The 26,922-nt window shown below is 64.7% G+C and carries 22 protein-coding genes; 10 read left to right on the top strand and 12 right to left on the bottom strand.

All coding sequences use genetic code 11. The features are described 5' to 3' along the window. Window positions 1-27 precede the first annotated feature (27 nt). From ACN6KF_RS13070 to ACN6KF_RS13085, 4 genes are read left to right on the top strand one after another with little or no spacing between them, the layout of a single operon-like run. A complete protein-coding gene (locus ACN6KF_RS13070; RefSeq protein ID WP_434957240.1) occupies window positions 28-840 on the top strand; it encodes an ImuA family protein in 813 nt (270 codons plus the stop codon). Further along, a complete protein-coding gene (locus ACN6KF_RS13075) occupies window positions 755-2,473 on the top strand; it encodes a Y-family DNA polymerase (RefSeq protein WP_434957241.1) in 1,719 nt (572 codons plus the stop codon). Before ACN6KF_RS13070 ends, ACN6KF_RS13075 begins: the two co-directional genes overlap by 86 nt. Next, window positions 2,470-5,796: an error-prone DNA polymerase gene (locus ACN6KF_RS13080; RefSeq protein ID WP_434957242.1), complete on the top strand. Its 3,327-nt coding sequence runs from the start codon at window positions 2,470-2,472 to the stop codon at window positions 5,794-5,796. Before ACN6KF_RS13075 ends, ACN6KF_RS13080 begins: the two co-directional genes overlap by 4 nt. A 10-nt stretch (window positions 5,797-5,806) precedes the next feature. Further along, window positions 5,807-6,541 carry an endonuclease III domain-containing protein gene (locus tag ACN6KF_RS13085; RefSeq protein ID WP_434957243.1) on the top strand — a complete coding sequence of 245 codons (735 nt, stop codon included), beginning with the start codon at window positions 5,807-5,809 and terminating at the stop codon, window positions 6,539-6,541. Window positions 6,542-6,622: 81 nt separating this feature from the next. Here the strand turns inward: ACN6KF_RS13085 and ACN6KF_RS13090 are convergent, their stop codons facing one another. Together ACN6KF_RS13090 and pgi are read right to left on the bottom strand one after the other, a co-directional pair. Then, window positions 6,623-7,705, bottom strand: coding sequence for a dipeptidase (locus ACN6KF_RS13090; RefSeq protein WP_434957244.1), 1,083 nt, complete (start codon window positions 7,703-7,705; stop codon window positions 6,623-6,625). A 161-nt stretch (window positions 7,706-7,866) separates the two neighbouring features. Next, window positions 7,867-9,504 carry a glucose-6-phosphate isomerase gene (gene pgi, locus ACN6KF_RS13095; RefSeq protein ID WP_434957245.1) on the bottom strand — a complete coding sequence of 546 codons (1,638 nt, stop codon included), beginning with the start codon at window positions 9,502-9,504 and terminating at the stop codon, window positions 7,867-7,869. Window positions 9,505-9,602: 98 nt separating this feature from the next. On the opposite strand from pgi, the gene ACN6KF_RS13100 reads away from it, so the two are divergent. The 3 genes from ACN6KF_RS13100 to ACN6KF_RS13110 are packed head-to-tail and all read left to right on the top strand — an operon-like array spanning window position 9,603 to window position 13,851. Next, on the top strand, window positions 9,603-10,763 hold the full coding sequence (locus tag ACN6KF_RS13100) for a M20 aminoacylase family protein (protein WP_434957246.1): 1,161 nt from the start codon (window positions 9,603-9,605) through the stop codon (window positions 10,761-10,763). 41 nt (window positions 10,764-10,804) lie between these two features. Continuing rightward, a complete protein-coding gene (locus ACN6KF_RS13105) occupies window positions 10,805-12,886 on the top strand; it encodes a prolyl oligopeptidase family serine peptidase (RefSeq protein ID WP_434957247.1) in 2,082 nt (693 codons plus the stop codon). After that, window positions 12,883-13,851, top strand: a complete 969-nt coding sequence (locus tag ACN6KF_RS13110) for a threo-3-hydroxy-L-aspartate ammonia-lyase (RefSeq protein ID WP_434957248.1) — start codon at window positions 12,883-12,885, stop codon at window positions 13,849-13,851. Before ACN6KF_RS13105 ends, ACN6KF_RS13110 begins: the two co-directional genes overlap by 4 nt. A 12-nt stretch (window positions 13,852-13,863) precedes the next feature. Here ACN6KF_RS13110 and ACN6KF_RS13115 read toward each other — a convergent pair whose 3' ends face one another. Further along, on the bottom strand, window positions 13,864-14,781 hold the full coding sequence (locus tag ACN6KF_RS13115) for a LysR family transcriptional regulator (RefSeq protein ID WP_434957249.1): 918 nt from the start codon (window positions 14,779-14,781) through the stop codon (window positions 13,864-13,866). 143 nt (window positions 14,782-14,924) lie between these two features. Between ACN6KF_RS13115 and ACN6KF_RS13120 the strand changes: the two genes are divergently transcribed. The 3 genes from ACN6KF_RS13120 (at window position 14,925) to ACN6KF_RS13130 (ending at window position 18,057) form a co-directional block, all read left to right on the top strand. Beyond that, window positions 14,925-15,911: an aldo/keto reductase gene (locus ACN6KF_RS13120; RefSeq protein WP_434957250.1), complete on the top strand. Its 987-nt coding sequence runs from the start codon at window positions 14,925-14,927 to the stop codon at window positions 15,909-15,911. Between the two features lie 143 nt (window positions 15,912-16,054). Next, a complete protein-coding gene (locus tag ACN6KF_RS13125; RefSeq protein WP_434957251.1) occupies window positions 16,055-17,245 on the top strand; it encodes a M23 family metallopeptidase in 1,191 nt (396 codons plus the stop codon). Window positions 17,246-17,268: 23 nt separating this feature from the next. Continuing rightward, entirely contained in the window at window positions 17,269-18,057 is a 789-nt protein-coding gene (locus ACN6KF_RS13130; RefSeq protein WP_434957252.1) for a bestrophin-like domain, read from the top strand. Between the two features lie 24 nt (window positions 18,058-18,081). Here ACN6KF_RS13130 and ACN6KF_RS13135 read toward each other — a convergent pair whose 3' ends face one another. The 9 genes from ACN6KF_RS13135 to ACN6KF_RS13175 form a co-directional block, all read right to left on the bottom strand. After that, window positions 18,082-18,549 carry a YiiD C-terminal domain-containing protein gene (locus ACN6KF_RS13135; RefSeq protein WP_434957253.1) on the bottom strand — a complete coding sequence of 156 codons (468 nt, stop codon included), beginning with the start codon at window positions 18,547-18,549 and terminating at the stop codon, window positions 18,082-18,084. A gap of 9 nt (window positions 18,550-18,558) precedes the next feature. After that, the gene (locus tag ACN6KF_RS13140; RefSeq protein ID WP_434957254.1) at window positions 18,559-19,167 is read right to left on the bottom strand and encodes an ASCH domain-containing protein; all 609 of its coding nucleotides are present in this window, start codon (window positions 19,165-19,167) and stop codon (window positions 18,559-18,561) included. 41 nt (window positions 19,168-19,208) lie between these two features. Further along, window positions 19,209-20,450 carry a Zn-dependent hydrolase gene (locus tag ACN6KF_RS13145; RefSeq protein WP_434957255.1) on the bottom strand — a complete coding sequence of 414 codons (1,242 nt, stop codon included), beginning with the start codon at window positions 20,448-20,450 and terminating at the stop codon, window positions 19,209-19,211. Between the two features lie 17 nt (window positions 20,451-20,467). Next, entirely contained in the window at window positions 20,468-21,064 is a 597-nt protein-coding gene (locus tag ACN6KF_RS13150; protein ID WP_434957256.1) for a DUF1349 domain-containing protein, read from the bottom strand. Window positions 21,065-21,325: 261 nt separating this feature from the next. After that, on the bottom strand, window positions 21,326-22,780 hold the full coding sequence (gene hydA / locus ACN6KF_RS13155; protein ID WP_434957257.1) for a dihydropyrimidinase: 1,455 nt from the start codon (window positions 22,778-22,780) through the stop codon (window positions 21,326-21,328). 219 nt (window positions 22,781-22,999) lie between these two features. Then, window positions 23,000-23,968: an ABC transporter substrate-binding protein gene (locus tag ACN6KF_RS13160; protein WP_434959671.1), complete on the bottom strand. Its 969-nt coding sequence runs from the start codon at window positions 23,966-23,968 to the stop codon at window positions 23,000-23,002. Window positions 23,969-24,077: 109 nt separating this feature from the next. After that, on the bottom strand, window positions 24,078-25,187 hold the full coding sequence (locus ACN6KF_RS13165) for an ABC transporter permease (protein WP_434957258.1): 1,110 nt from the start codon (window positions 25,185-25,187) through the stop codon (window positions 24,078-24,080). Beyond that, entirely contained in the window at window positions 25,184-26,113 is a 930-nt protein-coding gene (locus tag ACN6KF_RS13170) for an ABC transporter permease (protein ID WP_434957259.1), read from the bottom strand. Before ACN6KF_RS13170 ends, ACN6KF_RS13165 begins: the two co-directional genes overlap by 4 nt. Continuing rightward, complete coding sequence (locus ACN6KF_RS13175; RefSeq protein ID WP_434959672.1) at window positions 26,103-26,873, bottom strand: ABC transporter ATP-binding protein; 771 nt, start codon at window positions 26,871-26,873, stop codon at window positions 26,103-26,105. The genes ACN6KF_RS13170 and ACN6KF_RS13175 overlap by 11 nt, the downstream gene beginning before the upstream one ends. Window positions 26,874-26,922 lie beyond the last annotated feature (49 nt).

The raw sequence follows: 26,922 nt of genomic DNA on the forward strand, positions 1-26,922 counted from the left end.
AAGTTGGCAGGCTTTTCGGTTAAGAAAATGCGTCAAAACAATGAGGTAGAGAAAAATCGGGATCCAGCGGAATCGCAATTTTCTCTCGCCGGCCAACGGGCCGAGAAGCTGGCGGAATTACGCGCTCTGCTGCCCCGGCTCGATCATGTGCATGCCGATGCCGGCGTGCTGCCTTTCGGCATCGGGGAGATCGACGCGCGCCTGCCCGGCGGCGGCCTTGCCTTGGACGGCCTGCATGAAATTGCGCCGCAAACCATTTTCGACAATGGCAGCGCGCTGGGTTTCCTCGCCTCCCGCCTGTGCCTGCGACAGGCCAAGGGGACGATCTGGCTGGTGACATCACCGCGCGGCATGGCCGGCCTCGGGCGGCTCCATGGCCATGGCCTCAACGCCCTCGGCCTCGATCCTGCCGGGCTTATCGTGACGACGGCCGGCGACGAGACCGAGGCTGCCTGGGCCCTGGAGGAGATCCTGCGCTCCGGCGCCGCCGCTGCGGTGGCAGCCGTGACGGGTGGCGGCATGGACGCCGCCACCAGCCGCCGCCTCCAGCTCGCGGCCGCCTCCGCCCCCTGCCCCCTCTTCCTTTTGCGCCCGCCCCTCGCCGCGCCTTCCCTGGCCGCGATGTCCCGCTGGCGCATCGGTGCGGCCACCGGTCCGCGCGATCGTTTCAGCCTTCTCACCGCCTGGCGCTGGCACGTTCGGCTCGAACGCAGCCGCAACGGGCAAAGCGGATCCTGGCTCATGGAGTATGACCATGCCTCGCATCGTCTCGATCTATCTGCCACGCTGGCCGATCCAGCGCTTTCTCGTCGCCCAGAACAACACGCCAAGGTCGCTTGATACGATCGACGGCCATTATCCCTTCGTCCTGACGGTCGATGCTGCCGGGGGGCCGCGCATTGCCGCTGCCAGCAAGCCGGCCGAGATCGAAGGCCTGGCGGCGGGCGGGCTGGTTGCGGATGCCCGCGCCAAGGTGCCGGGGCTGCAGACCCGGCCGGCCATGCCGGAGGCCGATGCCAGGGCCCTGCACCGGCTCGGCCTGTGGGCCATGCGCTATACGCCCTCCGTGGCCCTCTACCGCGAGGCCGACGGCGCCGACGGCCTGTTCCTCGACATCACCGGCGCCAGCCATCTGGCCGGCGGCGAGCAGGCCCTTCTCGCCGACATCGTCAAGCGCCTGCGCCATCTTCGCCTCGGTGCGCGCGTGGCGCTGGCCGACACACCCGGCGCAGCCTGGGCTCTCTCCCGTTTCCATCCCCAGAATGGCTGCATCCTGGCCGAGGGCAGCGATCCCGGGCCGGCTCTTGCCGATCTGCCCCTGGCAGCCCTGCGCCTTGGTAACGTCCTCGTCCAGACCCTGCGCCGTCTCGGCTTCACCCGCATCGGGGATCTCATCGGCAAGCCACGGGGGCCCTTCGCCGCGCGCTTCGATGCGATCCTGCTCAAGCGCTTCGACCAGGCCATGGGGCGGCGCGAGGAAGCCCTTGCCCTGATCGAACCGCCGCCGCTCTACCATCGTAGCCGCCAGCTCCTCGAGCCGGTGGTGAGCCAGGCAGCCGTGGTGCATGTCGCCACCCGCCTGATGCAGGACCTGGTTCCCGCCCTCGTCGCCAGCGGGGTGGCAGTGCGCGCTTTGCAGCTCCGCCTGTTCCGGGTCGATGGCGAGGTGCGTACCATCCATATCGGCCTTGCCGCCGCCACACGCGATCCGGCCCATATTGCCAGGCTGGTGGAGCTCGACCTGGAAAGGCTGGGCGAGACCATCGATGCCGGCTTTGGCTTCGAGACCATCAGCCTCACCGCGACCGTCACCGAGAAATTCGGCCAGCGCCAGGCTCGTCTGTCCCTGCGGGAGGGACGCCGGGATGCGCCGCCGGCCGATGCCGGCGAACGCCGGGCCGAATTGATCGACGCTCTCCGCCAGCGCCTCGGCCCCGGCAGCGTGCGCCGGCTCCATCCCGTCGCCCGACACGATCCGGCCTTCGCCGAGGAGGCGCGCGATGCCGCCGATCCTGCACCGGCCTGGCCGGCGGCCGATGGCTTGCGTCAGCGGCCACCCTTGTTTCTGGACCAGCCCGAGCCCCTGCAGATCCTCGCCACCCGTCCAGACGGCCTGCCCGATCATGTCCGCTGGCGCGGTTCGTCCCATCACATCACTGCGCTGCAGGGACCGGAACGCATCGCCGGTCCCTGGTGGGAAGCGGCTCCCCCGGTCCTGCCCGACAAGTCGGGCAAGGAGGAATATGGCTGGGGCAAGATGGGCGAGGAAGCTCCTGCCCTCCCCAACGGTGAGAGCCCAAGGAGCCAGAAGCGCAACCGTTTCGAGGACGGAGAAGCCAGGCGCGAGCGCGCCGTCCTGCTGCCCGCGCCGACCTACCAGGACTATTACGTCGCCGAGACGCAGACCGGCCAACGCTTCTGGCTCTGCCATGACGGCCGGCAGAGCTGGTCCCTGCGAGGTCTGCTCGCATGAGATATGAGAGAGAGGCCGACAGCGGCTATGTCGCCCTTCCCGGCAGGGTGAAAGACCAGACGCTTCCTGTGGATTTGCCGACACCAGCCCCATCCGCCTATGCCGAGCTCGCCGTCACCACCAATTTCTCCTTCCTGCGCGGCGCCTCCTTCCCGCAGGACATGGTGAGGCAGGCCCAGAAGCTCGGCCTGGCCGGCATCGGCATCGCCGACCGTAACTCCTTCGCCGGCGTGGTCAGGGCCCTGCGCGAGGCCAAGAAATATCCGTCCCTGCGCTATCTGCCCGGCGTGCGCCTCGTCACCATGGATGGTTTCGAGGCCATCGCCTATCCCACCGACCGCGAAGCCTATGGTCGGCTCTGCCGCCTGCTCAGCGACAACAACAAGCGCATGGTGCGCGCGAAAGGCGAATGCCAGTTCGGCTTCGAAGCCATTCTCGACGCCTGCGAGGGGCAGAGACTGATCGTGCTGCCGCCCGACAGGCTCGATCCGCTCTTCGTCGAACGGGCAACCACGCTCGCCGAGGCCGCGCCAGGCTCCGTCTATCTCGCCGGCTGCCATCGCCTCAGGGGAGACGAACCCCGCCGCCTCGGCCTGATCGCCGAGCTGGGCGAGAGGATCGGCGCGCCGATGGTCGCCGTCAACGACGTGCTCTACCACGTGCCGGCCCAGCGGCCACTTGCCGACATCCTCACCTGCATCCGCGAAAAATGCACCTTGGCCGAGGCCGGCTTGCGACTTGAGATCAACGAGGAGCGCCATATCAAGTCGCCCGTCGAGATGGCCTTTCTCTTCGCCGACCATCCCGACGCACTGGCGCGCACGCTCGAAATCGTCGAGGCATGCACGTTCGACTTGCGGCAGCTACGCTACGAATATCCGGACGAGCCCATCCCACCGGGCAAGACCGCTCAGCAGCACCTGGAAGACCTGGCCTGGGCTGGCGCTAAGCGGCGCTTCGCCCGAGGTATTCCGGACAAGGTCTCCAAGCCAATGCGCGAGGAGCTTGCCCTGATCGCCAAGCTCGAATTCGCGCCCTATTTCCTGACCGTGCACGATATCGTCGATCATGCCCGCAACACCCTCGGCATCCTCTGCCAAGGGCGCGGTTCGGCCGCGAACAGCGCCGTGTGCTATTGCCTGGGCATCACCGAAGTCAATCCGAACGAAACGGAAGTACTGTTCTCTCGCTTCATCTCCGAGAACCGCGGCGAGCCACCGGATATCGACGTCGATTTCGAGCACGAGCGCCGCGAGGAAGTTATCCAACGTATTTATACGCACTATGGTCGCCGCCGTGCCGCCATCTGCTCGACGGTGATCCATTATCGCTCCAGGCGGGCGGTGGGCGAAGTTGGCAAGGTGCTGGGGTTGACGCCCGACGTGACAGCGGCTTTGTCGAAGACGGTCTGGGGCATGGGCATGCAGACCTGGACACCGAGCCGCGTGCGCCAGGCGGGCCTCGATCCCGACAATCCGGTGATCCGCCAGGCGCTGCATTTCACCGCTGCCCTCACCGGCTTTCCCCGCCATTTGTCGCAGCATGTCGGTGGCTTCGTGCTCACACGCCGAAGGCTCGACGACACTGTGCCTGTCTGCCACGCCACCATGGAGGATCGCACCTTCGTCGAATGGGATAAGGACGATATCGACGAAGTCGGGATGATGAAGGTCGATGTGCTCGCACTCGGCATGCTCAGCTGCATCCGGCGCGGGCTCGAACTGATCGAGCGCCATTACGACCGCGATCTCGGCGTGATCGCCGCCCTGCCCCGCAACGACAAGGCCACCTACGACATGCTCTGCAACGCCGATTCCGTCGGCGTGTTCCAGGTCGAGAGCCGGGCACAGATGTCGATGCTGCCGCGCTTGAGACCCGAAAAATTCTACGACCTCGTCATCGAGGTCGCAATCGTCCGTCCCGGCCCGATCCAGGGCGGCATGGTGCACCCCTATCTGAGACGTCGTGACAAACTCGAGCCTGTAAACTTTCCTTCCCCATCGTCCGAGTTCGGTGAGAAGGATGAACTCGAAGCAGTCCTGGGCCGCACGCTCGGCGTTCCCCTCTTCCAGGAACAGGCCATGGAGATCGCCATCAAGGCTGCCGGCTTCACGCCAGACGAGGCCGATGGCCTGAGGCGCGCCATGGCGACCTTCCGGCACACCGGCACGATCGGCAACTACAAGGAGATGTTCATCGGCGGCATGGTGCGCCGCGGCTATGAACAGGCCTTCGCCGAGCGCTGCTTCAGCCAGATCGAGGGCTTCGGCGAATATGGCTTCCCCGAAAGCCATGCCGCCAGCTTTGCCGTGCTGGTCTATGTCTCAGCCTATATCAAATGTCACTACCCCGACGTCTTCTGCGCCGCCATCCTCAACAGCCAGCCCATGGGCTTCTACCAGCCGGCGCAACTGGTGCGGGACGCCGAGAAGCATGGCGTCGAAATCAGGCCCGTCGACGTCAACTCCAGCGAGTGGGATTGCACGCTGGAACCGGCCAGCGATCCCATCAAACATCGCTTTGCCGTACGCCTCGGCATGCGGCTGGTCTCCGGGCTGAACGAGGACGAGATCACGGCAATGACCGGCCGGCGCGGCAACGGTTTTTCCAGCCTGGAGCGCTTCGGCACGGCAAGCGGCCTGCCACTGGCGGCAATGCAGAAACTGGCCGAGGCCGATGCCTTCCGCTCGCTCGGCCTGGACAGGCGCGAGGCCCTGTGGGCCGTGCGCCGCTTCGAGACCATCGGCATCGGCGTCACTAAGACGAGCCGGGACATGCCATTGCTGGCCGCCGATTTCGACGATGCCCTGTTTCCCGAACCTGCCGTCGCCCTGCCCGTAATGTCGCAAAGCGAGCATGTGCTGGAGGACTATCAGTCGACGGGCCTGTCGCTCAAGGCCCATCCCTGCTCCTTCCTGCGCCCGCAATTGCAGCATCTCGGCGCCATCACCAACGAGGCGCATCGCGACGTCAAGCTCAAGCAGGACAGCCTCGTCACCGTCGCCGGCCTGGTGGTGACGCGCCAGCGCCCCGGCACGGCCAGCGGCGTCGTCTTCATGACCATCGAGGACGAGACCGGCATCGCCAACATCATCGTGTGGTCGCGAACCTTCGAGAGGAACCGCCGCGCGGTGATGAATGCCCGCTTCGTCGCCATACGCGGCCGGCTCCAGCGTGCCAGCGATGTCGTGCATGTCATCGCCGAGGAGGTACTCGACCTCTCCGCCGAACTCGCCCGCTTGCGCGATATGACGGATGGCGCTTCACCGCCGCCGCCAGCCCAGCTCGAACTGAGCCTGTTCAAGAGCCGGGATTTCCATTGAGGAATTGGGCATGCCTGCCATCAGGGAGCAGATCCAGCTCGGGCTCGATTTCGGCCAGGAAGAGCCCATCGTCGTGCTGCGTCAGCGCCTGCTTGCGGCCTATGGCCCGCAACGCGACGCCCGGCGGCACACGCCGCCCGAACAGTTCGTCAAGGCGCTGATCAGCTCGGAAACCTATGACTCTGCTTCCAAAAAAGCCTTCCAGGCCCTGTGCGAGCATTTCCGCCCCCTCGACAGGCTGGGGCAGAGCGATCCCCGCCAGGTACTCACGCATCTTGCCACCGTCACCCATCCCGAGAAGAAAGCCAGCCAGCTGGTTGCTTCGGTCGGCCGCATCGTCGAGCAGCGGGGACGGTTCGATCTCTCCCATCTCGCCGCGCTGTCGGTCGAGGCCGGGATGGAACTGCTCCAGCTTTATGAGGGCATCGGCCCCAAATGCGCGGCGGCCATCCTGAATTTCTCGACGCTCAGGCGGCGTGTCTTCGTGGTTGACAGGCACATCAAGCGTTTCGGCGAGCGCTTCGGCCTGTTTCCACAAAGTGTGAGCTTCGCCATGGCCCATCGGATCATGCTGCGCCTGATGCCGGCGGCCTGGGACGCCGACGATCTCTATGAACTGCACTGGCTGATCAAACGCTTCGGCCAGGAGGTCTGCACCAGCCAGAGGCCGCTCTGCCCACGGTGCGAGATGGCGGCTCTATGCCGCCATGGATCCACCTCAATACCGCGGGTTCCGACGCGTTAGGGCATCGTCGCGCATAGCGTGGGAATCCTTCCCCGACTTCGGGGAAGGATTCTTGCGCTTTCTCTTGGTCTCGGCTCGATCTCAAGCCTGCCCCTGCGTCCGCTCCAGCAGGGACAGCCAATTCTCATGGCCGATCTTGTGCAGCAGGGCCGACGAATATCCCGCGCCGCTCATCCTCTCGATCAGGCGCGGCAGGCCGGCGACGCTGCCGATGGCGGCGGGGATCACTGCACCGTCGAAGTCCGATCCGAAGGCGACGCCGTCCTCGCCCAGCCGTTCGACCAGGTAGTCGAGATGGCGCACCATGACGTCGAGATCGGTATCCGCGCGCATGGCGCCGTCCGGCCGCAGGAAGCAGGTGGCAAAGTTGAGGCCGACGACGCCGCGGCTCTCCCTGATGGCATCGAGCTGCCTGTCGGTGAGATTGCGCGTGGACTGGCACAGGGCGTGGACGTTGGAATGGGTGGCGACGAGCGGCGCCGTACTCAACCCGGCGACGTCCCAGAAACCCTTCTCGTTGAGATGCGAGAGGTCGATCATGATGCCGCGCGTGTTGCACTCCTTCACCAATTCGCGGCCGATCTCGGTCAGGCCGGGACCGGTATCCGGCGAGGCCGGAAAGCGGAAGGGCACGCCATGGGCGAAGATGTTGGGGCGGCTCCACACCGGCCCGATCGAGCGCAGGCCGGCGGCGAAGAGCACGTCGAGATTGGCGAAATCGGCATCTACAGCCTCCGCCCCCTCGATATGCAGGACGGCCGCGATCTTGCCGGCCGCCATGGCGACTCGGATCTCGACGGCGCTGCGGCAGATGGCGACGTCGTCAGGAAAGGCCCGCTCCAACCGCAGCATGATCGACAGCATGGCGATGGTCGAAGCCTGCGCCTTTTCCAGGGGCAGCAGCGGCGGCAAAGGCAGATCGTAGCTCGTCCCCTTCATCTCCTCGTCCATGTTCGCCATGCTCAGGGGCGGCGGGAACATGGCGAAGAAGCCGCCGGCAAAACCGCCGGCGCGCGCTCGCGGCAGATCGATATGACCGGCACCGTCGCCCTCGCCGAACACCGTCTCTGCCGGTTTTGCCTTGTTGGAGGCCAGGTGCAGCAACGTGTCGTTGTGGCCATCGAAGACAGGGACGATGGCTGACGGTTCGACGGTCGGGTTCATGGGGGATTTCTTTCCAGGCTGGCAGCACGATCATTCGGCCCGGAAGGGGCCGACCTTCTCACCCAGGCGCTGCCACAGAGGATGCCTGAGAGATAACAAGCCCGGCCGTCGCGGCCGGGCTTGTTTCGTGGAGCGGATGTCGGACAGGAGATCCTGTTCGATCAGCCTCGCAGCGACTTCAGATGGGCCACCAGGCCCTTGGTCGAAGCATCGAGCCCGTCGACCGTCGCGCCCTTCACCACCGGCAGCAGGCGCGAGGCGAGTTCCTTGCCCAGTTCCACGCCCCATTGGTCGAAGGAGTTGATGCCCCAGATCACGCCCTGCGTAAACACCTTGTGCTCATAGAGCGCCACGAGGCGGCCGAGCATGCGTGGGGTGAGCTTGCGATAGGCGATGGTGGTGGTGGGACGGCTGCCGGGGAACTCCTTGTGTGGGGCCAGAAGCGCGATCTTCTTGTCGTCGAGCCCCTGGGCCTTCAGCACCGCCGTCGCCTCCTCTTGCGAACGGCCATGCATGAGCGCCTCGGTCTGCGCCAGGCAGTTTGCCATCAGGATGGCATGATGATCGCCCATTCCGGCTTCATGCGGCTCGGCCGCGATGAGGAAGTCGGCCGGGATCACATTGGTGCCCTGATGGATGAGCTGGTAGAAGGCGTGCTGGCCGTTGGTGCCAGGCTCGCCCCAGACCAGAGGGCCGGTCTCCGAGGTCACCGGCGAGCCGTCGAGATGCACGCGCTTGCCATTGGATTCCATGTCGAGCTGCTGCAGATAGGCCGGGAAGCGCCCGAGCCGCTGGTCGTAGGGCAGCACAGCATGGGCGGCATAGCCCATGAAATTGCGGTGCCAGATGCCGATCAGGCCCATCAGCACCGGGATGTTCTTCTCCAGCGGCGTGGTGGCGAAATGGTGGTCGACCTCATGGCCACCGGCCAGGAACTCCGAAAAGTTCTCCGGCCCGACGGCGATCATCAGGCCGAGGCCGATGGCCGACCACATCGAGTAGCGCCCACCGACCCAGTCCCAGAAGCGGAACATCCGGTCCTTGTTGATGCCGAAGGCCTCGACCGCGACGATATTGGTCGAGATCGCCGCAAAATGATCGCCCACCGCGGTCTCACCGAGCGATTTGGCGATCCATTGCCGCGCCGACTGGGCGTTCGTCATGGTCTCGATCGTCGTGAACGTCTTCGACGAAACCAGGAACAGGGTACGCGAAGGGTCGAGGCGCGACAACGTGTCCGCCATGTCGGCGCCGTCGACATTGGAGACGAAATGGGCGCGCGGGCCGTCGGCATAGGGCGAGAGGGCGCGGGCCCCCATGGCCGGGCCGAGGTCGGAACCACCAATGCCGATATTGACCACGTCGGTGAATTTGTCACCGGTGGCGCCGCGCAGCTCGCCCGAGCGAATCTTCTCGGCGAAGGCGTAGCAGCGCGCCAGTTCCTCATGCACCTCCGGCACGACATTCTTGCCGTCCACGCGAATGTCGGCATCAACAGGCGCGCGCAGGGCCGTGTGCAGCACTGCCCGCCCTTCGGTGGTGTTGATCTTGTCGCCCTTGAGCATCTCGTCCCGGCGGGTCTCGATGCAATGCGCCCGCGCCAGCTCGAGCAGCAGGGACAGGGTTTCGTCGGCGATGCGGTTCTTGGAAAAATCCACCAGCACGTCGTCGAGCGTGAAGGAGAATTTGGCGAATCGGTCGGGATCCGCGGCGAAAAGGTCGCGCGTCGTCGTCGAGGCCAGTGTCTGCTTATGGGCTTCGAGATCCTGCCAAACCTTTGCGGCCTGTGAATGCTCCATATCCGTTTCCCTTCCTCATTGTCCGAAGGCGTGTCAAACTGCGGGCTGTGTTTGTCGCCCGGAGCGGGTGCATAAATCAATATTGGAACTGACTGCAGATGACGATTTCGGACAGCATCAAGGTTTTGGCTTCGGAAGCGACGCAATGGCGCCGCGACATTCACCGCCACCCCGAGCTGCAATATGACGTGCAGCGTACGGCCGGCCTGGTCGCGGGCCTGTTGCGTGATTTCGGCTGTGATGAAGTCGTCGAGGGAATCGGGCGCGCCGGCGTGGTCGGGGTGATCAAGGGGCGCCCCGGTTCGCGCGCGATCGGCATGCGCGCCGATATGGATGCCTTGCCGATCCTCGAGGAGAGTGGCGTGCAATATGCTTCCACCATGCCCGGCAAGATGCATGCCTGCGGCCATGACGGCCATACCGCCATGCTGCTCGGCGCGGCGAAAAATCTAGCTGATACCCGCAACTTCAACGGTGACGCCGTGGTGATCTTCCAGCCGGCCGAAGAAGGCGGCGGCGGCGGCAAGGCCATGGTGGAAGATGGCCTGATGGAGCGATTCGCCATCGGCGAAGTCTATGGCATGCACAATCTGCCGGGCCTGGCGCCAGGTCATTTTGCCATGTGCCCCGGGCCCATCATGGCCTCTAGCGACGTGTTCGACATCGACATCACCGGCAAGGGCGCGCATGCCGCCCGCCCGCACGAGAGCGTCGATCCGGTGCTGGTGGCGGCCCAGATCATCAATGCCCTGCAGACCATCGTCTCGCGCAATGCCGATCCCCTTCATGGCGCCGTCGTTTCAGTGACGGCGATCAAGGCGGGGGACGCTTATAACGTCATCCCCTCCACGGCCCATCTGCACGGTACCTGCCGCGCTCTGACGCCGGAAATTCGCGACCTGCTCGAAACACGCGTCGTCGAGGTGGCGGAGTTGACGGCGAAGGCTCTGGGCGCCAGTGCCAAGGCCGTCTATCAGCGTCATTATCCCGTCACCCGCAACCACGCCACGCAGACCGTGTTCTGCGGGGAAGTCGCTCGCATGGTGGCCGGCCATGACAATGTCGATGTTGCCGCTCTTCCCATGATGGGCGCGGAGGACTTCTCCTTCATGCTGGAGGCGCGCCCCGGCGCCTTCATCTTCATTGGCAATGGCAACAGCGCCGGACTGCACAATGCCGCCTATGATTTCAACGATGCCATCATCCCTGCCGGGATCAGCTACTGGACACAACTGGCGGAAACGCGGCTCGCCGGCTGAGACCTCTCTTCCTCGGCCTCCCTATCTCAAGGAACTCCCGCATGTCCGATCTCGTCTCCCGGCCGACTCTGGCCGCGCCCGACGACGACCCTCATCTCTGGCTGGAGGACATCGAGGGCCAGGACGCCCTTGCCTGGGTGAACGAGCGCTCGCAACGAACGCTGGCCCGCTTCGGCACCGACGGCTTCGAACGCGATCGGGACGCCTTGGCTGCGATCCTTGATCGCCCCGATCGCATTCCCGGCATCGGGAGGCGCGGCGAGTTCGTCTATAATTTCTGGACTGATGCCGCCAATCCACGCGGCCTGTGGCGCAGGACCACTCTTGCCTCCTACCGGCAGGCGGAACCGGCCTGGGATATCCTGCTCGATCTCGATGCCCTCGCCAAGACAGAGGGTGAGGACTGGGTCTGGGCCGGGGCCTCGCTCGAACCCCATGGGCGGCAGCGCGCCATCCTCAGCCTGTCGCGCGGCGGCAGCGATGCGGCGGTGCATCGTGAATTCGACCTGGCCTCACGGCGTTTCGTCCCCGACGGCTTCATGCTGCCGGAAGCCAAGGGCGGCATTGCCTGGCTCGACGCCGACACGCTGCTGCTCTCCAGCGCACTCGGCGAGGGCATGGCGACGACCTCCGGCTATGCCCGCACGGTGCGCCTGTGGCGTCGTGGCGAGGATCCCCTGAAGATGGCGGTGGTCTTCGAGGTCCAACCCCAGTCCATGTCGGTTTGGGCCGGCATCGACCGCACCGGCGGCGGCGAGCGCATCTGGTTTCTCGAAAAGCCCGTCTTCTTCGAAACGCGGGGCTGGCTCGGCGACAGGAGCGGCCCGAGCGAGGCCATCGACCTGCCGGCCGACTCGCAATGGGACGTGTTCGGCGACTGGCTGGCGGTTAAGCTGCGCACGAATTGGACTCCCGCCGGCACAAGTTTTGCCGGCGATACCCTTCTCGGCATCTCGCTTGCCGCCTTCCGGGCAGGCAGCCGCACTTTCCAAGTGCTGTTCGAACCTGCCGAACGGCGGACCCTGGACGGCTTTTTCTGGAACCAGGGACAGCTCGTGCTGTCGATCCTGGACAATCTCCAGCCCCGATTCGAGCTCGTCACGCCCTCCCCCGACTCCTGGGCCAAGCACGCCATCGACGTGCTGCCCTCCACGGGCGTCGTGCATATCTGGTCGCTCGACGCGGAGGAGGCCGACACCAATGGCGAGGTGATGGTGTCCCTGCAGGATCCGGTCACGCCGCCACAAATGCTGCTGCTCGATGTGAGCAGGCCCGAGGCGGTGGCCAGTCCCCTGCTCCTCAAGCGCAGTCCCGATGCCTTCGACAGCAAGGGGCTGCAGGTCGTCAAGCACGAGGCCGTCTCGGTCGACGGCGAGAAGATCCCCTATACGCTGGTCGGCCCCGCCGGCGAGACCGGCGAGTCACCGGTGCATCTCACGGCCTATGGCGGCTTTGGCGTTTCCGTCCTGCCCAGCTACAGCGCCTCCATCGGCAAGCTCTGGCTCGAACGGGGCGGCACGTCGGTCACCGCCAATATTCGCGGCGGCGGAGAATTCGGCGCCCGCTGGCACGAGGCGGGCCGCCGCGAGGGCAAGCATCTCGCGCATGAGGATTTCGCGGCGGTGGCTGCCGATCTGGTCAGGCGCGGCATCACACAGCCGGAGCGGATTGCGGCAGAAGGCGGCTCCAATGGCGGCCTGCTGATCGCCAATATGCTCACCCGCCATCCCGAGAAATTCGGCGCCCTGTTCTGCACCATCCCACTGATCGACATGCGGCGCTACACCAAGCTCCTGGCCGGCGCGAGCTGGATCGACGAATATGGCGACCCGGACAAGCCAGACGACTGGGCCTTCCTACAGAAGATCTCCGCCTATCATGTCGCCGATGCCGGTTCCTATCCGCCCATCTTGCTGGCGACCACGCGCCGCGACGACAGGGTTCATCCCGCCCACGCCCGCAAGATGGCGGCCAAGCTGGAGGCACTTGGCCACCGCGTGCATTTCTACGAGCCCGAGGCCGGCGGCCACGGCTACGGCAAGGACAGCCGGGAGCGCGCCTCCTTCATCGCACTCGGCTACACCTTTCTGCGCCAGGCCATCGGCTGGGAGAGCCAGGCATGAGCGAACCAGTCCTGCCTGTTTATGCCGATGTCGCCGCCGCCGCCGAGCGCATCCGTGGCCAGGCCCATCGCACGCCGGTGCTGACCTCTCGAAGCTTCGACGAGGAGCTCGGCGCGCAGGTCTTCTTCAAATGCGAGAATTTGCAGCGCATGGGCGCCTTCAAATTCCGCGGCGCCTTCAATGCCCTGTCGCGTTTCGACGAGGAGCAGAAGCGCAAGGGCGTGGTGACTTTCTCTTCGGGCAACCATGCCCAGGCGATCGCCCTTGCAGCGCGCATCCTCGGCATTCCCGCCACCATCATCATGCCGCATGATGCGCCGAAGGCGAAAGCCGAGGCCACAATGGGCTATGGCGGCAAGGTCATCTTCTATGACCGCTATACCGAGGACCGCGAGGTGATCGGGCGGAATCTGTCGCACGAACATGGCTTCACGTTGATTCCACCCTATGATCATCCGGACGTGCTCTGCGGCCAGGGCACCGCTGCCAAGGAACTCTTCGAGGAGGTCGGCGAACTCGACGCCTTCTTCGTCTGTCTCGGCGGCGGTGGGCTGCTCGCCGGATCGGCGCTGGCGACGCGGGCACTGTCGCCCAACTGCCGGCTCTACGGCGTCGAGCCCGAAGCGGGGAATGACGGACAGCAATCCTTCCGCGCCGGCCGGATCGTCAGGATCGACACGCCCCGCACCATTGCCGATGGCGCGCAGACCCAATATCTGGGCGCCCATACCTTCCCGATCATCAAGCGCGATGTCGACGACATCCTCACCGTCTCCGATGCCGAGCTGGTCGAATGCATGCGCTTCGCCGCCACCCGCATGAAGCTGGTGATCGAGCCGACCGGCTGCCTCGGTTTCGCCGCCGCCCGTGCCATGAAGACAGACCTCGCCGGCAAGCGCGTCGGCGTGCTGATCAGCGGCGGCAATGTGGATATCGACCGGTTCTGCCAATTGCTGGGAGAATAAGACGCACCCGGCTCACGCCAGCCTCGTCATGCCGTTCTGCATCCGGATGATGTTGATCAGGGTGCGCAAGGCCGGGTGATTGTGGCGCCGGCTCGAGTAATACATGTGAAAGGGATCGCCATCCGAGGCGTGGTCGTCGAGGACGATCTCCAGGCTGCCTTGCGCGAGTTCTCCGGCGATCCGCGCTTCCAGAACATAGGCAAGGCCAAGCCCGGCCTTGGCAGCCGTGATCGTGGTCGCTGTGTCGTTGAGGGTGATGAGGCCGGGCACGCGCAGCCGGCGCGCCTCCGCGCCGCTGCCGAGATCCCATCGATAGGCTGTGTTGTCGCCCAGGAGCAGTTGCAGGCAGACATGGCTGGCGAGGCCAGCCGGGGTCTGCGGCCTGCCATGCTCCCTGAAATAGGAGGGAGAGCCGACAACCACCCAGCGCTGCGGCCCCGTGAGCGGCACGGCGATCATGTCCTCCGGCACGTGATGGCCATAGCGCATGCCGGCGTCGAAGCCCTCGGCGACGATGTCGATGGGCCGGTCATCCACGGCAACGGTCAGGCGGACATCCGGGCATTGGCGGGCGAACTCCGGCAAGGCCGGCGAGATCAGGAGATGGGCGGCATCCCGGAACACGTTCAGGCGCAATTCGCCGAAGCGCACGTTTCCCGGCGCTTCCAGCACCTCCAGGGCCGAGCCGATCACATCGAATCCTTCTTCGAGGCGCTGGGCGAACTTCAGGCCGAGATCTGTCGGCGAGACCGCCCGGCTGGTGCGGTTCAACAACTTGGCCCCGAGCCTGGCCTCGAGGCGCCGCATCGCATGGCTAGCCGCTGACGGCGTCAGGCCGAGTTCGATGGCAGCCGTGGTGAAGCTGCGCCGGCGGACGATGGTCAGGAAGACGTTGAGGTCGCCGAGATCCGTTCGTTCGAGAGCCGCCATTGATGAAAAACTTTCAATGCTTCTATGATTACCGTTCACACTAAACAATGAGCGCCCGGCCGGCTCAAGCCCTATCCTGCAAGAGGAACGCTGAAACACCGGCCGGCTCCTATTCGACGGCCATGAAACGCAGGAATGGAACGATGAAAGAACGCCTGTTCGGCAAGACCGCGCGCAACGTCTCGGAGATTGGCTTCGGGGCCTGGGCCATTGGAGGCTCCTGGGGCGATGTGCCGGATGACGATGCGCGCGCCGCCCTCCATGCCGCCCTCGATGCCGGCACCACCCTCATAGATACCGCCGATGTCTATGGCGACGGCCGTTCGGAGCGTTTCATTGCCGAGGTCCTGAAGGAGCGCGGCGGACCCCGCCCCTTCGTGGCAACGAAGGCCGGGCGTCGCCTCCAGCCCCACACCGCCGACGGCTATAATCGGGAAAACCTCACCGCTTTCGTCGAGCGTTCGCTGACTAATCTCGCCACCGACTGCCTCGACCTCGTCCAGCTTCATTGCCCTCCGACAGAGGTCTATTACCGGCCCGAAGTGTTCGGCGTGCTGGACGATTTGGTGGCCGCCGGCAAGATCCGCAATTACGGCGTCTCCGTCGAGAAGGTGGAAGAGGCGCTGAAGGCGATCGAATATCCCGGCGTCGTCTCGGTCCAGATCATCTACAACATCTTCCGGCAGCGGCCGGCCGAACTCTTCTTCCGCGAGGCGAAGGCGCGCAACATCGCGGTGATCGCGCGCGTGCCGCTCGCTTCGGGCATGCTGACCGGCAAGATGAATGCCGCCAGCCGGTTCGCGGCCGACGATCATCGCGCCTATAACCGCAATGGCGAGGCCTTCGACAAGGGCGAGACCTTCTCGGGCGTCCCCTACGACGTCGCCTTGGCAGCCGTGGAGGAAATCAGGCCGCTGGTGCCCGATGGCATGACCATGTCGCAGTTCGCGCTGGCCTGGATCCTGGCTGATGATGCCATCACCACCGTCATCCCTGGCGCCAGGAATGCGGCCCAGGCCACGGCGAATGCCGCCGCCAGCGACGTGCCGGCTCTTTCGCAGGCGACGCTCGAAACACTGAAGAACCTCTACCAGCGCAAGATCGCCGGCTTCGTCCATCATCTATGGTAGGAAATGCTTGGCCGGGCGCCGGTCGGCGGCTCCCGGCCACGGCCGTCACCGCCCGGACATCGCTTGACAAAGGATGAGGCAAATGCGGGATTGTGCCTACAGGTTCTGCCTTCCGGTGCGGGGCAGCCGGTGGGGCATTTCCTATGCGTTTCCTGTCGCTTTCCGTTGCCTGTGCAGGGCTTCTGGCGGCCTCTGCCGCCATGGCCCAATCCCTCAAACCCGATGAGATCCTGAGTTCGGTCACCGTACAGCCGATCAGCGAGCCCAATCCGGTTCTCGGCGCCGATGGGCGCGTCCATCTCGCCTATGAACTGGTGATCAACAACCCAGGCAATGTGTTCGTGCGGCTCGACAAGGTCGAAGCGATCGACGACGCCGGCAAAAGCCTGTCCTCCCTCGAGGGCGAAGAGCTGGCGAAGATGATGCATCTTTACAGCGGCAGGGATCGCCAGCTGCCGCCCGGCGGCACCGCCATCGTCTTCATGGATGTCGGCTTTGCCCGGGATGACAAGCTGGCGCAGCGGGTATCCGCCCGCATCGAGGCTTTCCGTGAGAATGCGGGCGCAGACGGCAAGCCCACGCCTTTGCCGGCGGATGCACCCGTCTCCGCACACTACAGCTTCATCGGCGGCGCTACGACGGTCGGCAAGCCGGCCGTGGTGGTCGAGCCACCGTTGAGGGGCACCGGCTGGGTTGCAGCCGATGGTTGCTGCGACGCCGTCACCGCCCACCGCGGCGCCGTCATGGCCGTGAACGGGCGTCTACGCATACCCGAGCGCTTCGCGATCGACTGGATCAGGCTCGACGCCGGCAGCCGCCTGTTCACAGGCAATGCCCAGGATCTGGCCAGCTATTCCTTTTACGGCGCCGAAGTCCATGCAGCGGCCGATGGCGTGGTGGTCAATCTCTACGACCAGGCCGACGAACAGATCCCCAGCCAACCGGCCCGCGGCATCGTCCCCGCCAATATCGGCGGCAACATGCTGGTGACGGACATCGGCAATGGTGCCTTTGCTTTCTACGCCCATCTCCAGCGCGGCAGCCTCAGGGTCAAGCTGCGTGACCGCGTGAAAGCCGGCCAGGTCATCGGCCTGATCGGCAATACCGGCAATTCCACCGCTCCCCATCTGCACTTCCAGTTGATGGATGGCCCCTCGCCGCTCAATGCCAACAGCCTGCCCTTCGTGCTCACGCGCTTCTCCGGGCAGGGCGTGCTGGCGCCGGGGAACGAGGAGGAACTCGAGCAAGGCGCCGTGGCAAGGATTGAACCACGCTGGCGCGGAGAGCACGCCAATCAGCTCCCGCTGAACGACCAGGTCGTCGATTTTCAATAGATTCGTTCTTCCGGGGTCCGCTCATGTTCATTCTGCTGCATCAGCTGTCACTGCCCGTCATGTTCGCAACGGTGCTGGGGTTCTGCCTGGTGATCACCTGGATCGTCATCGGCCTCGTTCGCTTTACCATTGCAAAAGTCGGCCACGCCGCGGACGAGGCGCTGCCCATCCGCGAGTCGATCGTCGGTGTCTGCGCCACCATTTTCGGCCTGATGGTGGCCTTTTCGGCCGCGGGTCTGTGGGCCGATTCCCTCGCCGCCCGTAGCGCCGTCCAGCAGGAGGCCGATGCGGTCGAAAATGTTCTGGTGCTGTCCTCCGGCCTTCCGGCCGATCTCCAGACCAGTGTGCGCGACGGCCTGAAGGCCTATGTCGCTGAGGTCATCTCCGGCGATTGGCCCGCCATGGCCAATGGCGAGCGCATCGAAAGCCCGGTATTCGACCGTTCCGGCAACATCCTCATCAATGCGATCGGACTCGTCTCGCGCCAGAACGGAACCACTGTCCAGCCAGCGACCTATCAGCCTTTGGTCAATCAACTGCTGGCCGTGCGCCATGCGCGTCTGCTTCGGCTGTCGGCCTCGAATACCGGCATGAGCTGGGCCCAATGGATCGCGATCTGGATCATCTCGACAACGACCGTCACGGCTATCGCCATCTGCAACAACCATGTCTTCCGCATGCAGATCCTCGCCACCCATATCTTCGTCGTGGTGGTGACAGCGGCCTATTTCGTCATTCTCGCGCATGACCGGCCGTTCATGGGGCAGATCTCGGTACAGCCCGCCGCCTTCCTGGCGGTCAGCACCAATTGACGCCCCGCCGCGTCGAGGCCTGCTTCAGCGGGCCAACGCCGCGAAGTCACCCCTGAAGCGGGCGGCACAGAGGCCACCATACTCGATCTCGGCAAGGACCGGGATGCGTGCCTTGCCCTTGCGCGCGAAGGCCTCCAGCACATGGGCCCACTTCTCGGGTTCGGCCAGAACGGAACGGGCAGAGAAATCACCCTCCACTGGCGCCAGGTAATCCATGTGGACGGAGCCGACGACCAGGCTGCAATCGAGCCCTGCTCCTTTGAGCTTGAGAAAAGCGAGCGACCAGGCGGCAAGCGTGGCCAAAGTAGCAAGGCTGCCGCCGAACGCCGTGCGGTGATGGTTGATATTGGCGGAAAGCGGTGCGCCGAGTCGCACGGAATCCGGTCCGATTTCGAGAACGCGGACCTGCATGGCCTGTGTCAGCGGAATATTGCCATGGAGATCGGCTTCAAGCTCGGCGGGCAGCACGGCGGCCTCCTCTATCAGGGTCACCCGCCCGCTCTATCGCTCACCAGCCGTTTTCTCAACCAGCGAAATCGGTTCCTGGCGATCGAGCAGGGCTCGCCCCCTCGGCGAAAGGCGATAGCCCACCTGGAGGCTTTCGGTGAGGCCGAGGGCCTTGAGCTTGCGGATATCGGGCTTGAGCGCTGCCTTGTCACGCCCCAACTGCCCAGCAATCTCGGCAGCGGTAATGCCGTCGCGCCCAGCGATCAGGCCGAGCGCGGCGGCTGTCCAGGCGCCGCCGCGATGGTTGCGGTCAAGCTTGGCGAGCGCCGAACGCAGGCCATCGACGTCAGCCGCATCGAGGGCGGCCTCGCCACGCAAGGCAATCCGGGGGTCGACCCCCATCCGATGGAAGGCAATGCGGTAGAGCTGTCCCTCCGGCCGCAGATCGCGCCGAAGCGCGGCAGTCGAAGCATAGCCGGCCTGATCAGCCTGTTCGTTGGTGAGATCGGCGAGTTCGATTACATCCACCGCCTCGATGGCCAGGACACCAACAGCGGTGGTCAGCGTTCCCCCGGCGCGGACGGTCGGCCGCGTCCAGCGCCGGAAGGCCAGCGTCACCTTGCCGGCGGCAATGCCATCGAGCGCGGCCTGCTTGAACAGCATGTCTATGCCCCTCGGATTGCGGACTTCCAGTCCGCGCTCCATCAGCCCGCCAGGCGCCGGTCGTGCTCGACCACGGCATTGAGCAGCACCTGCGCGCCCGCCGCACATTCATCGAAGGAGGTCGATTCGGCCTCGTTGTGGCTCAGCCCTCCTTCGCACGGCACGAAGATCATAGTGGTCGGCGCGATACGGGCGATATAGGCCGCGTCATGGCCAGCGCCGGATACCATGCGGCGCATGGCAAAGCCGGCCTTGTCGGCACCATGTTCGACGCATTCGATCAGGTCCGGGGCGAATTTCACCGCCGGCGAGTTCCAGATGCGCTTTTCTTCATAGGCAAGCTTCATCGGCGGCAGCGCGGCCTCGAGGGCGGCTCGGAACTCCTGCTCCATCACTTCCAGCACCTCCTCGTCGGGATGGCGCAGATCGATGGTGAAGAAGACCTCGCCCGGCACCACATTGCGGCTGTTGGGCTTGTTTTCGATCAGGCCGACGGTGGCGACGCCCGGCTGGTGCTTCTGGCCGATGGCATCGACCGCCTCGATGATGCGAGCGGCGCCCAGCAGGGCGTTCTTGCGCAGATACATCGGCGTGGCGCCGGTATGGGCATCCTGCCCGGTCACCGTGACCTCGTACCAGCGCATGCCCTGCACGCCGGTGACCACGCCGATCATGGTCTTCTCGTCCTCGAGGATCGGGCCCTGTTCGATGTGGAGCTCGAACATCGCCTGGAACTTGTGGGCGCCGGCCTTCTCGGTGCCGCGATAGCCGATGCGCTCCAACTCATCCTTGAAGCTGATGCCATCGCGGTCGAGGCGCTCATAGGCATAATCAGGCGTGAAGACGCCGGCGAACACGCCCGAGGCCAGCATAGCCGGCGCGAAGCGCGAGCCTTCCTCGTTGGTCCAGTTGATGATCTCGATGGGGGCATTGGTCTCGTAGCCCTGCTCGTGCAGGGTACGCATCGCCTCCAGCGCCCCGAGCACGCCGAGCACGCCGTCGAACTTGCCGCCAGTCGGCTGGGTGTCGAGATGGGAGCCCATGGCGATCGGCGGCAAATCATTGTTCCTGCCGGGCCGCACCGCGAACATGTTGCCGACTTCGTCGACGCTCACCGTACAGCCGAGCGCCTCACATTGTGCCTTGAACCAGTCACGGACCTTCTTGTCTTCGTCCGACAGGGTCAGGCGCTTGATGCCGCCCTTGGCCGTGCCGCCAAACTTGGCAGTTTCCATCAGGCTGTCCCACAGGCGCTGCGGATTGATGTTGAGATTGGTGAGCATGGTGGGCCTTTCTGAAGTTACGAAAGATCGTGAAGCGGCTTGCCGTTGGGCTGAGACAGGCGAAAATCCGAGAAGGAAACGGCAAGACCGGCCCTTTCAGGCGTGCAGCACATCGGGCCAACCTGATAAGAAGCGGCCTTCGGGAACGGCGCCAGCCGCACCAGGGGCCAGACTATCCCGTCCGTCGAATATTGCAGCCTGATGACCCCGTCTGCGACGGTGAGGCGCAGGCGGAAATCCTGGGCGTCGCCCGGAAAGGGACCGGTCGCCCAATCCGACTGCCCCACGGTCAGCACGCTGCCCAGCATGGGCGCGTCGTCATTATATTCGATACCTGCCTTCAGCCAGGCCTCGTCATCGAGCCGGACCATCAGGCCCGCCTGGTCGTAGAGCGTTTCGAAACGCGCTCGCACGCGCAGCTCCGCAGTGAAATTGCCGCCACTGTCGAGGTGAAAGAAATGGCCGCTATGGCGGGTGAAGCCGTAATGGGTCTTCCGCCAGAAATCGGTGGCCTCGCCGGTCACGACCTCTAGCCGGTCGCCGGCCAGCGACCAGGATGGCGGTTCGTTCAGCCAGCGGCCTTGCTTGAGGGAAGAGGAAGGCGTCGAATCCAAGATCTATCTCCTGCAACGCAGAACGAAAGCCTTCTCCACGAAGTGGGGAAGGTGTCAGTGCGAAGCACTGACGGATGGGGTGTGGCGGGCAGTGCACTGAATCCAACATGGTTGCACCACGGTCGCGCCATTCTTCAAAAAGGCGTCTCGCATTGCCCGCCACACGCCACCCGACCCGGCTTCGCCGGGCCCAGCGCGCACAAGTGGTGCGCGCGCCCTCCCCGCTTCGCGGAGAGGGCTTTTTGCGCGTGACGTCCCCGACTACGGCGTCACCTCGATGCGCGAGACCGGCCTGGGCTTGCTGAGCTCCTTCCAGGTGGCGTTCGCCACCGCGGCGGCCGGGAACGGATCGCGCTGGATGAAGGCGCCGTCGCCCTTCTTGAGCTGGATCTGCTTGTCCTTCCAGGCGACGCGCCCGCGCGACAAGGTGACAACAGGCAAGCCCGTGCATTCATAGCCTTCGAACACGTTGTATTCGACGCGGCTGAGTTGCGTCTTGGCCTTGATCGTCTTGGTGGCGGCGGGATCCCAGATGGTGAGGTCGGCATCCGAACCGACCGCAATCGCTCCCTTGCGAGGATAGATGTTGAGGATGCGGGCGATGTTGGTGGAGGTCACCGCCACGAACTCCTCCTTGGTCAGGCGCCCGGTCTTGACGCCGGCCGTCCACAGCACCGGCATGCGGTCTTCGAGCCCGCCCGTGCCGTTGGGGATCTTGCGGAAATCGCCGAGGCCCATGCGCTTCTGCTCGGCGGTGAAGGCGCAGTGATCGGTCGCCACCACCTGGAGCGAGCCCGAGGCGAGGCCCGCCCACAGCGAATCCTGGTGCGACTTGTTGCGGAAGGGCGGCGACATCACCCGGCGGGCCGCGTAGTCCCAATCCTTGTTCTGGTATTCGCTGTCGTCGAGCACGAGGTGCTGGATCAGCGGCTCGCCATAGACGCGCTTCCCGGCTGCCCGCGCCCGCGCGATCGCCTCGTGGCTGTCGCGGCAGGAGGTATGCACGACATAGAGCTGGCTGCCCGCCATGTCGGCGATCATGATGGCGCGGTTGGTCGCCTCGCCTTCCACTTCCGGCGGACGCGAATAGGCGTGGCCCTCGGGCCCGGTGACGCCCTGGTCGATATAATGCTGCTGCAGGCGGAAAACGATGTCGCCATTCTCCGCATGGACCAGCGGCAGCGCGCCGAGGCCGGCGCAGCGGCTGAAGGAGTGGAACAACTCGTCGTCATTCACCATCAGCGCGCCCTTATACGCGAGGAAATGCTTGAAGGTGTTGATGCCGTAGGTCTTCACCACGGTCTCCATCTCGTCGAAGACCTGTTTGTCCCACCAGGTGATCGCCATGTGGAAGGAGTGGTCCGAGACCGCCTTCTCGGCTTTATGCCGCCATTCCTGATAGGCCGCCAGCAGCGACTGGCCTGGCGCAGGCAGGCAGAAATCCACCACCATGGTGGTGCCGCCGGACAAGGCGGCGCTGGTGCCGGATTCGAAATCGTCGGCCGACACGGTGCCCATGAAGGGCATTTCGAGATGAGTATGCGGATCGATGCCGCCCGGCAGGACGAAGCAGCCATCGGCATCGATGATTTCGGCACCCGCCGGCGCTGCCAGCTTCGGCCCGATCGCCAAAATGGTTTCGCCGTCGATCAGCACGTCGGCCGGCTTGGAATGATCGTGGTTCACCACGACACCGCCACGGATCAGGATCGGCATAATAGTCCTCCAATAACGAGTTCGCCGCGCCTGTTACCTCGGCGCTGATTTTACCCTCCCCTGGAGGGGGAGGGTCGGCCTGAAAGGCCGGGGTGGGGTGATTAGGCTCGACTTGACCGGTCAGGTCATCAATACCTTCGAAATTACAAAGGTGGTGCCTTCTCACCCCACCCCGACGCTGCGCGTCGACCCTCCCCCTCCAGGGGAGGGTCATTCAGCTCACAGTTTCTTCATCGCGTCGGTGACCGCCGAACTCCAGCCGCCCACGGGCGCCTTGGTGATGGCCGGGCTATCGCCGCCGGCCCCGAGCAGCGTCTTGACCGTGCTATCCGCGGCGGCCGGATCGAGCGTACCATCGGAGCCTTCCGTCAGCTTGTTGACCTCGGCGATCATGTGGGTCTGGTGCACCTCGGTCTGGGCACCGGAGGCATCGTTGTCGAGCACGATCTTCACGGCCTCGTCGGGGTGGGAACGGGCATACTCCCAGCCCTTCATCGAGGCCTTGACGAACTTGGCCATCGTCTCCACGAACTTCGGATCCTTGAGGCGATCCTCCATGACATAGAGCCCGTCCTCCAGCACCGCCACGCCCTGGTCGGTGTAGTTGAAGACCGTCAGGTCCTCGGCCTTCACACCGGCTTCGATGACCTGCCAATATTCGTTATAGGTCATGGTGGAGATGCAATCGGCCTGCTTCTGCAGGAGTGGATCGACGTTGAAGCCCTGCTTGATCACCTTGACGCCATCGGCCGAGCCGTCGAGCTTGAGGCTGAGCTTGCCCATGAAGGCATTGAAGGGATACTCGTTGCCGTAGAACCATACGCCCAGCGTCTTGCCCTTGAAATCCGCCGGCGTCTTGACACCGGATTCCTTGCGACAGGTGAGTTGCAGGCCGGAGCGCTTGAAGGGCTGGGCGATGTTGACGAGCGACACACCCTTCTCGCGAGCGGCGAGAGCGGCCGGCATCCAGTCGACGATCACATCGGCCTGCTTGTTAGCGATCACGGTCTCAGGCGCAATGTCGGGGCCACCCGGAGCCACGGTGACGTCGAGGCCGGCATCCTTGTAGAACCCCTTGTCCTTGGCCACGAGATAACCGGCAAACTGCCCCTGGACCACCCATTTGAGCTGCAGCGTGACCTTGTCGGCCGCCTGCGCCCCCGCTGTTCCAAGCCCGATCGCCCCCATTCCGAGCGCGAAAGCGACGGTGGTGAAAAGTGTCTTTGCCAAAAGTGCCTTCTTCATTCCGTCCACTCCTCTGTTGACCAAGTTTTCTTCTTGAGTACCCTTCCCTGCGTCACGCGCGCCGGTAAGAGGGATGCCAAAACGTCACCGCCCGCTCGACGAGGGCGATGAGGCCGTAGAATAGGGAACCGGCCACCATCGCCACCGCGATCTCCGCCCAGACGATGTCGGTCTGTGACAAGGCCGCCTGGGTGTTGATGCGAAAGCCCATGCCGATGGTGGGGCCGTCGAAATATTCGGCCACGATGGCGCCGATCATCGCCAGGGTCGAATTGATCTTCAAGCCGTTGAAGATGAAGGGCATCGCGGCGGGAAGCCGCAGGCTCACCAGCGTCGACCAATAGCTGGCACCGTAGGAACGCATGAGGTCACGCTCCAGGGCACCGCTGGCCGCCAGGCCCGCCACCGTGTTGACCAGCATGGGGAAGAAGGTCATCGCCACCACGACGGCCGTCTTGGAGGGCCAGTCATAGGTGAACCACCAGATCATGATCGGCGCGATGCCGACGATGGGCAGCGCCGAGACGACATTGCCGAGCGGCAAGAGACCGCGGCGCAAGAAGGGGACGCGGTCGGCCACCAGCGCCACCAGGAACCCCGAGCCAGAGCCGATCAGCCAGCCGAGCAGCACTTCGTGCAGGAAGGTCCAGACGAAGTCGGTGGCGAGTGTGTTAGCCTGCGCCACCACGGCCTGGCCGATGGCGGAAGGCGGCAGCAGGATGATGGGGGAGATGCCGAAACCGACGACCAGCCATTCCCAAAGAAGGAGCAACGTGACGCCAAACAGGATCATCGGCGCCAGATTCCGCCAGCGCGAGGTGCGGCGTCCCTCCCCGGCATTGGCGATCATGTCGACCAGCATCCAGGAAGCGATCCACAGACCGACCGCCTTCAGCCAGAAACCCCAGCCGGCTATCCCCGCAACGCCCGGTGAGTGGGCGGTGAATGTCAACGAAATCGCGGCGAGAACAAAGAAGCCCAGCGTTGCGGCAAGCCAGCCCCGGTAGCGCCGCTGCAATGGGGACACCAGAAAGATGGCTCCGGCCAGATAGACCACCCCCAGTTGACTGAATGGAATCACACCGGCGCCCATAGCGAAGAGAGTACTGAGGCAGATCAGCAGCCCTGCAAGACACAAACCGCGCGATTGGAAAGCCGTCATGCCTGCTCTCCCTTCACGCCCATCCCCGCCAAGGTGCGCCGTTCGATCAGGCCGATCAGACCGATCAGCGCAGCCGAGAGCAGTGCGGCGGTGAACAAAGCGGCCCACAGCACCAGGCGCAGATTATTGTACTGGTAGCCGGCGAGCAGACGCGAGCCGAGACCACCCTGCGCTCCCGTCGGCATCTCGGCGACGATGGCGCCGACGATGCAGCCGGCGATGGCGATCTTCAGGCTGGCGAACAGATAGGGTGTCGCCGCCGGCCAGCGCAGCTTCCAGAAGGTCTGCCATTTCGAGGCATCATAAGTGCGCATCAGATCGAGCTGCATCAGGTCCGGCGACATCAGCCCCTTCACCATGCCAACCGTCACCGGAAAGAAGCAGAGATAGGTGGCGATCAGGGCTTTCGGGACCAGGATCGGTGCGCCGAGCCGGCCGGTGATCGCTGTCAGCAGCGGCACCAACGCCAGGATCGGGATGGTCTGGGAGACGATCACCCAGGGCATCAGGCTCTGGCGCATCGAGCGGTAATGCACGATCAGCACCGCCAGCACGATGCCGAGGACGGCGCCCAGCACGAAGCCCGATAGCGCCGAGGAGAGCGTGATCAGGCCATGATAAACCAGGCTGCGGCGCCCCAGGGGCGGCTCGAAGAACAGGCCCTGCACCATCGCCATGACGATCTGGTGAGGCGCGGCGAGATTGCCGTCCGGCAGATTGATGGCGGCGATGAACTGTTCGATCAGCGGCCGGCTGGCGGCATCGGGCATAGCGCGCTGCAGCGCGGAGCCGTTCATCGGCAGGCAGGCGAGATACCACAACGCGAAGATCGCCAACACCACCACCGTCACCGGCCCGGCCTTGCCGACCATCAGGCGGCTCCACAGCGAGGGGGCGGTACGGGCTGAAAGCACCTCAGTCGTCATAGGAGTGCCCCGCCCTGAGGCCGTCGCGCACGCGATGGGCGACTTCGAGGAATTCAGGCGTCTCGCGGATGTCGAGCGTGCGGTCGCGCGGGAAGTTGCAATCGATGATGTCGATGATGCGGCCGGGCCGCGGCGACATCACCACGATCTTGGTGGATAGATAGACGGCCTCGGGAATGGAATGGGTGACGAACACCACCGTCTTCTTGGTGGTGCGCCACAGATGCAGGAGTTGGTCGTTGAGTTTGTCGCGGACGATCTCGTCGAGCGCCCCGAACGGCTCGTCCATCAGCATCAGCTTGGGATCGAAGCACAGAGCCCTGGCGATCGAAGCGCGCTGCTGCATGCCGCCGGACAATTGCCAGGGAAATTTCTTCTCGAACCCCTTGAGATTGACCAGTTCGAGATTGCGGGCCGCCCTCGCCTTGCGCTCGGCGGCCGGAAAACCCATGACTTCGAGCGGCAGCATGACGTTGCGCTCGATGGTGCGCCAGGGATAGAGAGCCGGCGCCTGGAAGACATAGCCGTAATGCCGGCCGAGACGTGCCTGCTCCGGGGTCAGGCCATTGACCTTGATCGAGCCGGAGGTCTGGCGTTCGAGGTCGGCGATGACACGCAGCAAGGTGGTCTTGCCACAGCCGGAAGGCCCGATGAAGGAGACGAAATCGCCTTCATTGACGGTGAGATTGACCTTGGAGAGCGCATAAACCGGCCCATCGCCGGTATCGAAGGTCAAGGAAAGATCCTCGACCGCAATCACGGGTTCGCCGGCGCCCGTTCGTTCCCGTACGGCACCAAGCTTCCGATCC

Source organism: Labrys methylaminiphilus subsp. lupini, assembly GCF_051161885.1.
Classification (GTDB): Bacteria; Pseudomonadota; Alphaproteobacteria; order Rhizobiales; family Labraceae; genus Labrys.